Origin of the sequence: Listeria farberi, assembly GCF_014229295.1 — a bacterium.
In the GTDB taxonomy this organism is placed as follows: domain Bacteria; phylum Bacillota; class Bacilli; order Lactobacillales; family Listeriaceae; genus Listeria; species Listeria farberi.
Window position 1 is genome coordinate 34,878 of record NZ_JAARZL010000005.1, and the last position, 14,658, is coordinate 49,535.

The 14,658-nt window shown below is 38.7% G+C and carries 15 protein-coding genes; all 15 read left to right on the forward strand.

Going from position 1 to position 14,658, the window contains the following annotated elements; all coding sequences use genetic code 11:
• The first annotated feature begins 3 nt into the window (after positions 1-3).
• The 15 genes from HCB38_RS12295 to upp all read left to right on the forward strand — a co-directional run bounded on the left by HCB38_RS12295 (position 4) and on the right by upp (position 14,606).
• Positions 4-1,077 carry a lysylphosphatidylglycerol synthase transmembrane domain-containing protein gene (locus HCB38_RS12295; protein WP_185319936.1) on the forward strand — a complete coding sequence of 358 codons (1,074 nt, stop codon included), beginning with the start codon at positions 4-6 and terminating at the stop codon, positions 1,075-1,077.
• Between the two features lie 116 nt (positions 1,078-1,193).
• On the forward strand, positions 1,194-2,465 hold the full coding sequence (murA, locus tag HCB38_RS12300; RefSeq protein ID WP_185319935.1) for a UDP-N-acetylglucosamine 1-carboxyvinyltransferase: 1,272 nt from the start codon (positions 1,194-1,196) through the stop codon (positions 2,463-2,465).
• A 110-nt stretch (positions 2,466-2,575) separates the two neighbouring features.
• Positions 2,576-3,847, forward strand: a complete 1,272-nt coding sequence (gene rho, locus HCB38_RS12305; RefSeq protein ID WP_185319934.1) for a transcription termination factor Rho — start codon at positions 2,576-2,578, stop codon at positions 3,845-3,847.
• A gap of 32 nt (positions 3,848-3,879) precedes the next feature.
• On the forward strand, positions 3,880-4,317 hold the full coding sequence (gene gtcA, locus HCB38_RS12310; RefSeq protein WP_003772268.1) for a cell wall teichoic acid glycosylation protein GtcA: 438 nt from the start codon (positions 3,880-3,882) through the stop codon (positions 4,315-4,317).
• A 101-nt stretch (positions 4,318-4,418) separates the two neighbouring features.
• Positions 4,419-4,664: a type B 50S ribosomal protein L31 gene (locus HCB38_RS12315; protein ID WP_003726356.1), complete on the forward strand. Its 246-nt coding sequence runs from the start codon at positions 4,419-4,421 to the stop codon at positions 4,662-4,664.
• Positions 4,665-4,886: 222 nt separating this feature from the next.
• Positions 4,887-6,173, forward strand: coding sequence for a homoserine dehydrogenase (locus HCB38_RS12320; RefSeq protein WP_185319933.1), 1,287 nt, complete (start codon positions 4,887-4,889; stop codon positions 6,171-6,173).
• 2 nt (positions 6,174-6,175) lie between these two features.
• Positions 6,176-7,231 (forward strand): threonine synthase, encoded by a 1,056-nt coding sequence (gene thrC / locus HCB38_RS12325; protein ID WP_185319932.1) that lies wholly within the window; start codon positions 6,176-6,178, stop codon positions 7,229-7,231.
• On the forward strand, positions 7,231-8,097 hold the full coding sequence (gene thrB / locus HCB38_RS12330) for a homoserine kinase (RefSeq protein ID WP_185319931.1): 867 nt from the start codon (positions 7,231-7,233) through the stop codon (positions 8,095-8,097). Before thrC ends, thrB begins: the two co-directional genes overlap by 1 nt.
• A 110-nt stretch (positions 8,098-8,207) precedes the next feature.
• On the forward strand, positions 8,208-8,783 hold the full coding sequence (locus tag HCB38_RS12335; protein WP_185319930.1) for a thymidine kinase: 576 nt from the start codon (positions 8,208-8,210) through the stop codon (positions 8,781-8,783).
• Positions 8,784-8,805: 22 nt separating this feature from the next.
• On the forward strand, positions 8,806-9,882 hold the full coding sequence (prfA, locus tag HCB38_RS12340) for a peptide chain release factor 1 (RefSeq protein WP_185608110.1): 1,077 nt from the start codon (positions 8,806-8,808) through the stop codon (positions 9,880-9,882).
• On the forward strand, positions 9,869-10,720 hold the full coding sequence (gene prmC / locus HCB38_RS12345) for a peptide chain release factor N(5)-glutamine methyltransferase (RefSeq protein WP_185638683.1): 852 nt from the start codon (positions 9,869-9,871) through the stop codon (positions 10,718-10,720). The genes prfA and prmC overlap by 14 nt, the downstream gene beginning before the upstream one ends.
• 300 nt (positions 10,721-11,020) lie before the next feature.
• Positions 11,021-12,058, forward strand: a complete 1,038-nt coding sequence (locus tag HCB38_RS12350; RefSeq protein WP_185638685.1) for an L-threonylcarbamoyladenylate synthase — start codon at positions 11,021-11,023, stop codon at positions 12,056-12,058.
• Positions 12,055-12,462 (forward strand): low molecular weight protein arginine phosphatase, encoded by a 408-nt coding sequence (locus tag HCB38_RS12355; protein ID WP_185608113.1) that lies wholly within the window; start codon positions 12,055-12,057, stop codon positions 12,460-12,462. The genes HCB38_RS12350 and HCB38_RS12355 overlap by 4 nt, the downstream gene beginning before the upstream one ends.
• 135 nt (positions 12,463-12,597) lie before the next feature.
• Positions 12,598-13,839: a serine hydroxymethyltransferase gene (gene glyA, locus HCB38_RS12360; protein WP_185619362.1), complete on the forward strand. Its 1,242-nt coding sequence runs from the start codon at positions 12,598-12,600 to the stop codon at positions 13,837-13,839.
• A gap of 137 nt (positions 13,840-13,976) precedes the next feature.
• Positions 13,977-14,606, forward strand: a complete 630-nt coding sequence (gene upp / locus HCB38_RS12365) for a uracil phosphoribosyltransferase (RefSeq protein ID WP_185319924.1) — start codon at positions 13,977-13,979, stop codon at positions 14,604-14,606.
• Positions 14,607-14,658 lie beyond the last annotated feature (52 nt).

The window sequence follows — 14,658 nt, forward strand, 5'->3', positions numbered from 1 at the left end:
TACATGAGTGGAAGCGCAAAGAAGAATCTTTTTAATATAGCTATTGTACTGGCGATTAGTATTGGCTTCATTATTTGGCAATTTCAAGGCGTAGATATTTCCACTTTCTTTGCTTCGATGTTAAAAGTCAATCCGTGGTGGCTTTTGGCAGCATTTCTGGCTATGTTTATTTATTGGTTTTTAGAAGCAGTAGTTTTACAAACCGCTTCCAAACCTGCAAATAAAGAACAGCGCTTTTTTTCTTCTTTTCGAATTACAATGATTGGTCAATTTTTTAATACAATTACTCCAATGGCAACAGGTGGGCAACCAGCACAGCTTGTAATGCTAACAAAACAAGGAATGGATGCAGGTCGAGGAAGTTCGGTTTTACTCGTGAAATTTATTATTTATCAAGCGATGGTTGTACTTAATTTTTTAGTTATTTTGATTTTTGGTATCCATTACTTGATGACAGGGGTAACACAACTTAAATTTCTTGTTTTACTTGGTTTTGGTGTTCATGTTGTAGTTATTGCAGCTTTGATTTTAGTCGGCAGAAGTCAAAAATTTACTACAAAATTAGTGCATGGACTCTTACTTCCGACTAGATTATTTATGAAAAAAGAAAGAGTTGCGAATTTAAAAAACACATTAGATGAAAAAATTATTACTTTCCATGAAGAAAGCAGCAGGATTGGGAAAGATTGGAAATTAATTGTGCGCTGTTGTTTTTACACGACACTACAATTATGGATTTATTTCTCTATACCTTTCTTTATTTTAGAGGCAATCGACGTGAATGGGATTGGACTTTATATGGCGATTACTTATCATGCTTTTATTATTATGTTTGCTACTGTTATGCCAACTCCTGGAGGCGCAGGTGGTGCGGAATATACATTTACATTGTTGTTTGGTATGTTACTTGGTCCGGCAAAATTATTGATGGCGCTAGTTTTATGGCGAATTATCACCTATTATAGTTGTATTATTTTTGGCGCGGGAGCCTTGCTAATTAAAGACACCGCCTCTAAAAAGATTAAACCGCATATAGAAGCGCTAGCAAAAGCACCAGTAAAAAATGTTTCGCAATAATGAAAAGCTTGGAACGAATTGTTCCCGGCTTTTTTTGATGAAAGAATCTTGCAAAGTAAAACAATTTAATGGATAATGAGTAAGTATTACATGCTTCAGGAAAGAAGGGTACATTTGTGACGAATAAATTGATTATACAAGGTGGCAAAAAATTAGCCGGAACTTTGCAAGTAGATGGTGCAAAAAATAGCGCAGTTGCCTTGATTCCAGCTGCGATTTTAGCGGAATCTGAAGTAGTTTTAGAAGGTTTACCAGATATTTCGGATGTTCATACACTTTATGATATTTTAGAAGAACTTGGCGGTAGTGTCCGTTATGATAATAAAACAGCAGTTATTGATCCAGCAAATATGATTTCTATGCCACTTCCAACAGGAAATGTGAAGAAACTACGCGCATCTTATTACTTAATGGGTGCTATGCTAGGGCGATTTAAAAAAGCAGTTATTGGGCTTCCGGGTGGTTGTTATTTAGGTCCGCGTCCAATTGATCAGCACATTAAAGGGTTTGAAGCACTAGGCGCAAAAGTAACGAACGAACAAGGTGCAATTTATTTGCGCGCTGACGAACTAAAAGGTGCGCGGATTTATTTAGATGTTGTAAGTGTTGGAGCGACAATTAACATCATGCTAGCAGCCGTTCGTGCAAAAGGTAAAACAATTATCGAAAATGCAGCAAAAGAACCAGAAATTATTGATGTTGCAACCCTTCTTTCAAATATGGGAGCAATTATTAAAGGTGCTGGGACAGACACTATTCGAATCACTGGTGTCGATCACCTTCATGGCTGTCACCATACAATTATACCTGACCGAATTGAAGCGGGAACTTTTATGGTGCTTGCTGCAGCGTCTGGAAAAGGTGTGCGAATTGAAAATGTCATCCCCACCCATTTAGAAGGAATCATCGCCAAAATGACAGAAATGGGAGTTCCGATGGAGATTGAAGAAGATGCAATTTTTGTTGGCGAAGTAGAAAAAATCAAAAAAGTAGATATTAAAACATATGCGTATCCAGGGTTTCCTACCGACTTACAACAACCATTAACAGCTCTTTTAACCCGTGCGGAAGGTAGTAGTGTTGTTACTGACACGATTTATCCGAGCCGATTTAAGCATATAGCTGAAATAGAGCGAATGGGCGGGAAATTCAAGTTAGAAGGTAGATCTGCTGTTATAAGTGGACCTGTAAAACTTCAAGGTTCTAAAGTTACAGCAACTGATTTACGAGCTGGAGCTGCTCTAGTTATTGCAGGGCTTCTAGCAGAAGGAAAAACAGAAATTCACGGTGTTGAACATATCGAACGTGGTTATAGTAAAATTATCGAAAAGCTTTCTGCAATTGGCGCCGATATTACTCGTATTAGTGCAGTAGAAACTAAATTATAAAAAGAGGCTGAGCGGAATCAGTTCGTTTCAGCCTGCCTCGATTTCACCTCTTTTCCCATTTATTCCTAAAAACCTATAAAAAATTATTAACTCAAAAAGGTGGTACACATATGGCAAAATTGTCCATTGCATACTTAGAAAGTTTAACAATAAAAGATATTTACGCTTTGGCAAAAGAACATAAAATCGCTTATTATAGCAAACTAACGAAAAGAGAACTTATTTTTGCTTTGCTAAAATCAAATGCAGAAAAAGAAGGTTTCTTTTTTATGGAAGGCGTTTTAGAAATTATTCCAAATGAAGGTTTTGGTTTTTTACGTCCAATTAATTATTCTTCTAGTTCGGAAGATATTTATATTTCGGCCTCTCAAATTAGACGTTTTGAGTTAAGGACAGGGGATAAAGTATCAGGGAAAGTGCGTCCTCCGAAAGAAAATGAACGTTACTTTGGCTTACTACACGTGGAAGCGGTCAATGGGGAAAATCCGGAAGTAGCCAAAGAAAGAGTACATTTTCCTGGTCTAACACCACTTTATCCAGATCGTCAAATTCATTTGGAAACTGGAAAAATGCCAATTTCGACGCGCACAATTGATTTAATTTCGCCAATCGGTTTTGGGCAACGTGGGCTGATTGTAGCGCCGCCAAAAGCAGGTAAAACAGTGTTACTCAAAGAAATTGCAAATGCGATTACGACTAATCATCCAGAGTCTGAATTAATTGTCTTATTAATTGATGAACGCCCAGAAGAAGTAACAGATATTGAACGTTCGGTAAAAGCAGATGTTGTCAGTTCCACTTTTGACGCAGTACCGGAAAATCATATTAAAGTAGCTGAACTAGTTCTTGAGCGAGCTATGCGTCTAGTAGAACAAAAACGGGATGTAGTTATTTTGATGGATAGTATCACACGTTTAGCTAGAGCTTATAATTTGGTTATTCCTCCAAGTGGTCGTACACTTTCTGGTGGTATTGATCCAGCTGCTTTTCATCGTCCTAAACGTTTCTTTGGCGCAGCACGCAATATTGAAGAAGGCGGAAGTTTGACCATCCTTGCAACAGCACTAGTTGATACCGGTTCACGAATGGACGATGTTATTTACGAGGAATTCAAAGGTACTGGTAACATGGAGTTACATCTTGATCGCCAGCTTGCTGAGCGCCGCGTATTTCCAGCAATTGACATGCGCCGTTCTGGTACAAGAAAAGAAGAACTGCTATTGTCTAAAGAACGCCTAGAACAACTTTGGAAAATTCGTAAGGCTATGCCAAAACAAAGCGACGGACTAGATATTTCAGAACGCTTTGTGCGCTATTTGAAGAAAACAGAGAATAATGAAGCTTTTTATGAGCTTTTACAAGAGGAAATGTTTAAAAAATAAACCAAATATCTTACTGAGAAAGAAGTTATTTTATGAGTAAAATAAGACAATTGTTAAATAAAATTCCATGGTATACGGACCAGATACATAGTATTTTGATGTATTTAATTATGGGCGGTTTTGCAACAGTTATTAATATCGTGACATTTTGGTTATGTACGTATATCTTGAACTGGGATTATCGTATTGCAAACACAATCGCTTTTATCGCATCTGTACTTTTTGCCTACTTTTCTAATAAAAAATTTGTTTTTGAAAGTTATACGCCAACTTGGAAAGATCGTCTTCGTGAAGCGAGTTCGTTTTTTGGTTTTCGTTGTTTAACTTATATAATAGATATTTTAGTCATGATTCTGTTAATCAGTTATTTATCTGTAGACGAATTATGGGCGAAAATTTGGACCAATATTATTGTGCTTGTACTGAACTACGTGTTTAGCAAATGGATAATCTTTAAAGTGCAAAAATAATCTTGCTTGTTTGCTTCAACATTGTTATAATATTTATACTGTGTGTAAAAGCACTTAATTACTCTGTTTCAGATGATTCAGGGCGAAGGAGTTGAAAAGAAATGAAAACTGGAATTCATCCTGAGTACCGTCCAGTGGTATTTGTTGATACTAGTACTGATTTCAAATTTTTGTCAGGTTCTACTAAGAGCTCAAGCGAAACAATTAAATGGGAAGATGGCAACGAGTATCCATTACTTCGTGTCGAAATCTCTTCTGATTCGCACCCGTTCTATACTGGTAAACAAAAACATGCGACTGCAGACGGCCGTGTGGACCGCTTCAACAAAAAATACGGTCTCAAATAAGACTGTATGTAACGAACGAAATAATTTGCACACTCGGCTTTTGCCGGGTGTGTTTTTTTTATAGAACTATTTCCTGAAACTACTAAAAATAAAAACTTTCCTTTCAAGGGTTTACTTTTCCCTGTGAAGTTGCGTATAATATCACTAATTACTTTTTTTATGAGTAGGTATTAAAAAAGTTAAATTTTCTGTTTTGTTAAACAATAATAAGGAGGTTTTCAAGTGGAAGCAAAGTTACAAGTAGGTGTGTTAGGATTTGGAACGGTAGGTAGCGGTGTTATTCATATTTTAGAAGAGCATCAAGAAAAAATTAGTCAAGTAACTGGCTACCGTATTTCGGTAAAAAAAGTGCTAGTTCGTGACTTAGAAAAAAATCGCCGTTATGAAACAAAAGGTTTTGAACTAACCACCAATCCGTCTGATGTACTGGATGATCCAGAAATTGCTGTTGTTGTCGAGGTTATGGGCAGCATCACAACTGCGCGGGAATACATTTTGCAGGCCTTGAAAGCTGGAAAGCATGTAGTAACTGCGAATAAGGATTTGATTGCGTTACATGGCGACGAATTAGTGGCAGTTGCACAAGCGAATAATTGTGATTTGTTTTATGAAGCAAGTGTTGCAGGTGGGATTCCGATTTTACGTACAATCGTCAACAGCCTAGCAGCAGATAAAATTCAAAAAGTAATGGGAATCGTCAACGGGACGACCAATTTTATGCTTACAAAAATGACGACAGAGAAAAAGTCATATGAAGAAGTTTTAGCAGAAGCTCAAGCATTGGGTTTTGCCGAGTCCGATCCGACAAACGATGTGGACGGCATTGATGCAGCGAGAAAAATGGTTATTATGACAAGACTCGCATTTGGTATGAATGTGAATTTAGATAATGTAGAAACAAATGGTATTCGCGGGATTTCGCCTGAAGATATCGAAGTAGCCTATCAATTAGGTTATAAAATTAAGCTAGTAGGTACTGCCGAAGAAACAAATGGCACTGTTAATGTTAATGTTGGACCAGTGTTATTACCAAAAGCACATCCGCTTGCTGGCGTTAACTATGAGAATAATGCCGTATTTGTAACTGGGGCAGCAGTCGGAGAAACAATGTTTTACGGACCTGGTGCTGGCGAACTGCCAACAGCGACAAGTGTGGTTAGTGATCTAATTACTGTTGCCAAAAATAGCCGCCTCGGTACTAACGGCAATGCTTTTAACAGTTACAAACACGAAACAAAACATACACCGAAAGAACAAGTTTTCTCCAAATACTATCTTCGTCTAACAATGGACGATAAAACAGGAACCTTCCTTAAGCTGACACAGATTTTTGCAGAAGCTGGTGTTGGTTTTGATAAAATTTTACAACAACCGTATGATGATTTTACGGCGACAGTTGTTATCGTGACACACTCAACAAGCCAAGCGCAATTAGAACAAGCAATATCTAGGGTCAAAAATGAGCCAGAAATGCAAATGCTCGCAAAATATTCCGTTGTGGAGGGTTAAATATGTATAAAGGTTTACTAGAAAAATATAAAGAATATCTGCCAGTAACTGATAAAACGCCAATGATTTCACTTGCGGAAGGAAATACACCACTTATTCCTTTACCAAATTTGTCCAAAGAACTAGGTGTTACTTTATACGGAAAATATGAAGGTTTAAATCCAACAGGTTCTTTTAAAGATCGTGGGATGGTTATGGCTGTTGCTAAAGCGAAAGAAGAAGGTGCCGAGGCAGTTATTTGTGCATCAACAGGGAATACTTCCGCAGCCGCAGCCGCATACGCAACACGCGCGGGATTAAAAGCCTATATTGTTATTCCAGAAGGAAAAGTTGCTTTAGGAAAATTAGCGCAAGCAGTTATGTACGGCGCAGACATTATCTCGATTCAAGGTAATTTTGATGAAGCGTTAAAATCTGTTCGTGAACTAGCTGAAACTGAAGCAGTGACATTAGTAAACTCCGTAAATCCATATCGTATAGAAGGGCAAAAAACAGCAGCCTTTGAAATTTGTGAACAATTAGGTTCAGCGCCAGATGTTCTTGCAATTCCAGTCGGTAATGCGGGAAATATTTCTGCATATTGGAAAGGTTTTAAAGAGTGGAACGAGGCTAAGGCTTCTGGACTTCCGCGGATGCATGGCTTTGAAGCAGAAGGTGCTGCGGCGATAGTTCAAGGAAAACCAATTGATAACCCGGAAACGATTGCCACAGCTATTCGTATTGGAAACCCAGCTAGTTGGGGACTTGCAGAAGCAGCTCGCGATGAATCTGGTGGTTATATTCATTCTGTAACAGATGACGAAATCGTTAATGCTTATAAAAAAATCGCAGCACAAGATGGTGTTTTCATCGAGCCAGGTTCTGCTGCATCATTAGCTGGTGTCATCCAACATGTAGCAAATGGAACAATTAAAAAAGGTGAAACTGTTGTTTGTGTCTTTACTGGAAACGGATTAAAAGATCCGGATACTGCGATGAGTGTGCATGAAATTCCGATTTCCCATGTGGATGATATCGAAGCAATGCGTATACATTTACGTTCAGGAGTGAAAGCTTAATGCGTATCCGTGTCCCGGCAACAACGGCCAATCTCGGTCCCGGTTTTGATTCGTGTGGCTTAGCGTTAACGTTGTATTTAACACTTGATATTGGAGCGAAGGCTGATGCTTGGTATATCGAACATAATATTGGCGGTGGAATTCCGCACGATGAAACGAATGTGATTATCGAAACTGCCTTAAACCTAGCGCCTAATTTAATACCGCACCATTTAGTGATGACCTGCGATATACCGCCAGCCCGTGGACTCGGTAGTAGTTCTGCAGCGGTTGTTGCGGGGATTGAATTAGCCAATACACTTGCTGAACTTAACCTTTCAAAAGAGGAAAAAGTTCGTATAGCTGCTGAAATAGAAGGCCATCCAGATAATGTTGCGCCTGCTGTTCTAGGAAACTGGGTCGTAGGAGCAAAATTAGATGGAGAAGATTTCTATGTGCGCCACCTTTTTCCGGATTGTGCTTTAATTGCTTTTATTCCAAAGGCAGAACTTCTCACTTCGGAAAGTCGCGGTGTTTTGCCTGATACGCTTCCATTCAAAGAAGCTGTCCAAGCGAGCAGTATCGCCAATGTAATGATTGCAGCAATTTTGCGCAATGATATGACACTGGCTGGAGAAATGATGGAACGCGATTTATGGCATGAAAAATATCGCAGTCAATTAGTGCCACATTTAACACAAATTCGCGATGTTGCTAAAAGTGAAGGAGCCTATGCTGCTTGTTTGAGCGGTGCGGGCCCAACTGTCTTAGTGTTCGCTCCTCGAAACCTCGCTAACACACTGCAAACATCTTTACAAACACTGGAAATCGATGCGGACGTTCTTCTTCTTGATGTCGAAGGAAGCGGCGCGGAAGTTTTTCGTTAAAAAAAGCTATGCCCATATGCGGCATAGCTTTTTTTAACTATATGTCCCAATTTGTCCTGCTCTATGATAAAATAGGAAAAGAGTTTATAAAGTTAAAGGGAGCGGTCTTAATGGCACAATTATTTTTCCGTTATGGTTCCATGAATAGTGGGAAAACCATTGAAATTCTTAAAGTCGCACATAATTATGAAGAACAAAATAAAACAGTGGCGATTTTTACTTCAGGTATTGATGATAGAGACCAAGTTGGCTTCATTTCAAGTCGAATTGGACTGAAACGAGAAGCAACTCCTATTTTTAGTGACACAAATATTTTTGAAATCGTAGCGAATATTAACCCGAAACCAAATTGTGTTCTTTTAGATGAATCACAGTTTCTAGAAAAAGAACATGTATTTCAGTTAGCAAAGATTGTGGATGATTTGAATATCCCGGTCATTGCTTATGGTTTAAAAAATGATTTTCGAAATGAGTTATTCGAAGGCTCTAAGTACTTACTGCTATACGCAGACAAACTAGAAGAAATGAAAACAATTTGCTGGTTTTGTGCCAAAAAGGCGACGATGGTTCTACGCGTGGATGATAAAGGAAAACCAGTTTATACAGGTGAACAAATTATGATTGGTGGAAATGACCACTATTACCCGGTGTGTCGCAAATGTCATGCCAATCCTCCAATAAAATAAATTAAAGAGGTGTTGAAATTCAATGTACGATCGATTACAAGCGGTGGAAGACCGTTACGATGAACTAAATGAACTACTAAGCGACCCTGATGTAGTGTCTGATCCAAAGCGACTGCGAGACCTTTCTAAAGAACAGTCAGGAATTACAGCGACAGTCGAAACATACCGTGAATACAAAAACGTGAATGAACAAATTGACGAAACAAGGGAACTTCTAGGAGAAAAACTAGATGATGAAATGCGCGAAATGGCCAAAGAAGAATTCGCGGAACTTCAAAAAGAAAAAACAGAACTGGAAGAACGCTTAAAACTATTACTCGTTCCAAAAGATCCTAATGATGACAAAAACGTTATTTTAGAAATTCGCGGGGCAGCAGGTGGTGACGAAGCTGCTTTATTTGCAGGTGACTTATTCCGTATGTACAGTAAATATGCGGAATCACGTGGTTGGAAAGTAGAAATAATGGATGCGAACCCAACTGGTATTGGCGGCTACAAAGAAATTATTGCGATGGTGAACGGAAATGACGCCTTTTCTAGAATGAAATATGAAAATGGCGCGCACCGGGTTCAACGTGTACCAGAAACAGAATCAGGCGGCCGAATTCATACGTCGACCGCGACGGTAGCTATTTTGCCAGAAGCGGAAGAAGTGGAGATTGAACTGCACGATAAAGATATCCGTACAGATACATTTGCATCTACTGGTGCAGGCGGACAAAGTGTCAATACAACAATGTCAGCTGTACGTTTAACGCATATTCCAACTGGGATTGTTGTTTCGATGCAAGATGAACGTTCTCAGTTGAAAAATAAAGACAAAGCGATGAAAGTATTGCGCGCGCGTGTATATGATAAATTTGAGCGTGAGGCTCGCGAAGAATATGATGCCAATCGTAAATCAGCTGTAGGAACGGGTGACCGCTCCGAACGTATCCGGACATACAACTATCCGCAAAATCGCGTAACCGACCACCGTATCGGCTTAACCATTCAAAAATTAGATCAAATCATGGAAGGTAAACTTGATGAAATCATTGACGCACTCATCCTAGAAGATCAAACAAGTAAATTGGAGCATTTAAATGATGCAAATTAGTCAATTGTTAAATAATGCCGAGGCCATCCTTCTTGAAAAAGGTTTGGATCAAAATGCAGCAGAAATTTTACTAGAAACCAGAATGGGGCTTTCGCGTTCTGAACTTTGGATGGAAATAAGTCGTGAGCTTGAACCGAATCATGAAAAGCAATTTGAGGAAGACTTTGCAAGATACTTAGCTGGTGAGCCGGTGCAGTATATTTTAAAAACAGCACCTTTTTATGGCTATGATTTTTTAGTGACAGAAGATGTCCTTATTCCGCGTCCCGAAACAGAAGAGTTAGTTGCTTGTGCAGAAGCTTTTTTGAAAAAACATCCAGTTAAAAACGTGCTAGATGTGTGCACCGGAAGTGGGATTATCGCGATTGCGCTCAAAAAAGCATTTCCTGAGATTTCGGTGACGGCTTCTGATATTTCCGCTCCAGCACTTGCCGTGGCCAAAAAGAATGCATTGTTATTAAATGCGGATGTGCGTTTTGTAGAAACAGATTTACTTGATTCATTTAAAGAAAACGAAGAACGATTCGATATGATTGTTGCCAATCCTCCATATATTTCTGAAACAGAAAAAGCAGAAATGTCGGATTATGTACTTAAAAACGAACCTTCATTAGCGTTGTTTGCTGAAAATGATGGACTTGCTATTTATGAACGATTTGTGGATAACTTAAAATATGTCCTAAATTCCTCTTTTTGGGTAGGTGTAGAGATAGGTTATACACAAGGTGAACGGGTAAAACAATTATTTGGAAAAAGTTATCCACAATCCGATATTATTATCCACAAAGATATCAATTCAAAAGATCGCTATGTAACATGTTCAAATATATTGGTATAAAGGCGTTTCTGTAAAAGAAGCGTCTTTTTTATTTCAAAGTTATCCACAAAATTGTGGATAAAATGTTGTGCAAAAAAATTTTTTAATCAAATTTTAATAAAAAGAATGGCTTTTTTACTTAGCTTTACGAATTATCCACATTTCACAAGAAGTTATCCCCATTGACAAAGTTATTATCCACAGTTTGGGGATAACTTTTGTTAAAAAAGAGCGATTTCCAGATTTTAAAAAACAATACTGTAAAAATAAGACAGAAACCGTTAAAATATAATAGAAGTTATGTAAAGGGGACCGGAATTCATGCAAACCATTCATTGGAACATAAACAAGCAACAATCAAACCAAGCTATCTTTCAGGAAGCAGCCAAATTACTCCAAAGTGGTGAATGCGTGGCTTTTCCAACTGAAACAGTGTACGGTCTTGGCGCAGACGCGACCAACCAAGCAGCCATTCAAAAAATATACAGAGCGAAAGGCCGTCCATCAGATAACCCACTAATTGTCCACATCGCACGTCGCGAACAAATGGATCAATTTATTGCAAGTTATCCTCCGAAAGCCATCCAACTCATGGAAAAATTTTGGCCGGGTCCGCTAACGGTTATTCTTCCATTGAAAAAAGATAGTTTGGCAGCTAATGTTTCTGCTGGTTTATCCACAGTCGGTGTACGTATGCCGGAACATCCTGTTAGTCTAGCGTTGATAGATGCAGCGAATATTCCAGTTGCGGCTCCAAGCGCGAATCGTTCAGGAAAACCAAGTCCGACGACGGCGAGTCATGTAATAGAAGATTTAGATGGAAAAATTGCCGGAATTATTGACGGCGGCGCAACGGGTGTAGGTCTAGAATCCACCGTTATTGATTGTTCATTAGACATTCCAATTATTCTGCGCCCAGGCGGTGTTACAAAAGAACAAATCGAACAAATAATTGGTCCTGTAGATATATCAACAAATACCACGAAAGAAACGGAAAAACCAAAAGCACCTGGCATGAAATACACGCACTATGCCCCGAAAGCGCCAGTTTATCTAGTAGAAGGGTCTAGTCAGTTTTGGCAAAATGAAATAAATAAAGCAGAAGCTGCTCAAAAAAAACTTGGTATTTTGGCAACGAAAGAACTGATAAATCAACTAAATACGAATGCAATCATCGAAACAACAGGAAGTATAAAAGCATTGGACGAAATAGCTACCAATCTTTACAAAGGTTTACGGGCTTTCGACCATGCTGATGTAGATGTGATTTTTGCGGAAGTATATCCAGAAACGGAACTTGGAGCAGCGATTATGAACCGATTAGAAAAAGCTGCTGGTAATAGGAGGATTCGTGAATGAAGGTATTATTTGTTTGTACAGGAAATACGTGCCGAAGCCCTTTAGCTGAAAAAATCTTGCAGAACTTGCGCCCGGATTTAGATGTTCGTTCGGCTGGGACGCGCGCCTTGGACGGGGATGCTATGTCTGAAAATTCGCGTCAGATTCTCGCGCAAATGAATTTACCAGCAACACACCAAGCTAAAAAAGTCATACAAGCAGATATGGATTGGGCAGACCAAATCTACGTGATGACTAAAAATCATCAAGCTGAACTAAAAACACTTTTTCCGAAAGCAAGCGATAAAATTCAACTAATTTCCGAAGATGAAATAGATATTCCAGACCCTTACGGTGGAACAATTGAGCAATACGAAATTACCTATTACGAACTAAAAAGTGCAATTTCCGAACGTTTTCTATAAGTGAAGCGCTTCACTATCGGGAATTGCGTTTTTTTATTCCAAAATGCTTGCTTTTCTACCTGATTTAAGTAATTATTAAAGATAATACATAACAGTTCACTTGAAAAATTTATCAGAAAAGGATGGGGTCCACAGATGGTCTATTTACAAAAGCAAGATAAAGAAGTTTTTGATGCAATTAAGTTAGAGCTTGGTAGACAACGCGCGAATATCGAATTAATCGCATCTGAGAATTTTGTTAGTGAGCAAGTAATGGAAGCAATGGGTTCTGTATTAACGAATAAATATGCAGAAGGTTACCCAGGCAAACGCTACTATGGCGGATGTGAATTCGTGGATATCGTGGAAGATTTAGCACGTGACCGTGCGAAAAAATTATTTGGTGCTGAATATGCGAATGTTCAACCACACTCAGGCGCTCAAGCTAATATGGCGGTTTATCATACCGTGCTTGAACCAGGCGATACTGTGCTTGGTATGAACCTTTCACATGGTGGTCATTTAACACATGGTAGTCCAGTTAATTTTAGCGGTGTTTTATACAATTTTGTTGAATACGGCGTTCGTGAAGATACGAAAGAGATTGATTATGATATCGTCCGTGAAGCTGCTTTAAAACATAAACCAAAAATGATTGTAGCAGGTGCAAGTGCTTATCCTCGTAAAATTGATTTTGCTAAATTCCGTGAAATTGCTGATGAAGTTGGCGCATACTTAATGGTAGATATGGCACATATTGCTGGACTTGTTGCTGCTGGGTTACACCAAAATCCGGTTCCTTATGCCGATTTTACAACAACAACTACCCATAAAACGCTTCGTGGACCTCGCGGCGGAATGATTTTAGCAAAAGCTGAATGGGAACAAAAATTAAATAAATCTATTTTCCCAGGAATTCAAGGTGGACCACTAATGCACGTAATCGCAGCGAAAGCAGTGGCATTTGGGGAAGCATTACAACCTGAATTTACTGCGTACTGTGAACAAATCATTCGTAACTCTAAAAAATTAGCAGAAACACTTCAAGCTAATGATGTTGCGGTTTTAACAGGTGGCTCGGATAATCATTTGCTATTAATTGATTTAAAACCACTTGGCTTAACAGGAAAAGCTGCTGAAAAAGTATTAGATGAGGTTGGTATTACCGTTAATAAAAATACCATTCCATTTGAAACAGAAAGCCCATTTGTAACAAGCGGTATCCGTGTAGGAGTTGCTGCAGTGACAACTCGTGGATTCGATGAAGTGGCAATTGAAAAAGTAGGCGTACTTATTGCAGAAGTACTGCATAACTTAGAAAATGAAGAAGTTCTCGCAGATGTGAAAGCTCGTGTAGCTACTTTAACAAATGAATATCCGCTTTATCCAAGTTTATAAAATAAGCGAACCGGTTTTTTCTTAATTTTAGAGAAATCCGGTTTTTTTCATGTATAGCAAATTAATCCTTGCACTTGTGTCTTGTTCTGATACAATAAGAGAAGGAAATTTTCAATATCAAAGGAGCGAACTAATCGATGGCAAACGTACACGTAATTAATCACCCTTTAGTACAACACAAATTAACAATTATTCGAGATAAAAATACGGGAACAAAAGCATTCCGCGAACTTGTAGATGAAGTCGCTACATTAATGGCGTACGAAATTACACGTGATATGGAACTTGAAGACATCCAAGTTGAAACACCACTACAAACAACAACTGCAAAAACACTTACCGGTAAAAAATTAGGTGTAGTGCCAATTTTAAGAGCTGGTCTTGGTATGCAAGATGGCATTTTAAAACTTATCCCAGCTGCTAAAGTAGGTCATGTAGGTCTTTACCGTGACCATGATACACTTGAGCCGGTAGAATATTTTGTAAAATTACCTTCTGATGTAGAAGAACGTCTCTTCATCGTTGTAGACCCAATGCTTGCAACTGGTGGATCAGCAATTATGGCTATCGATTGCTTGAAAAAACGCGGCGCTCGTAATATGAAATTCATGTGTCTAGTAGCAGCTCCTGAAGGCGTTAAAGCACTTCAAGATGCGCACCCTGATGTAGAAATCTATGTGGCTGGCTTAGATGAAAAGCTAGACGAAAATGGTTATATCCGTCCAGGCTTAGGAGATGCTGGCGATAGATTATTTGGAACTAAATAATTAATAATCTCCTCGGTTTAGTGAGATAAGGAATGATAAACAGTGCTGCTTT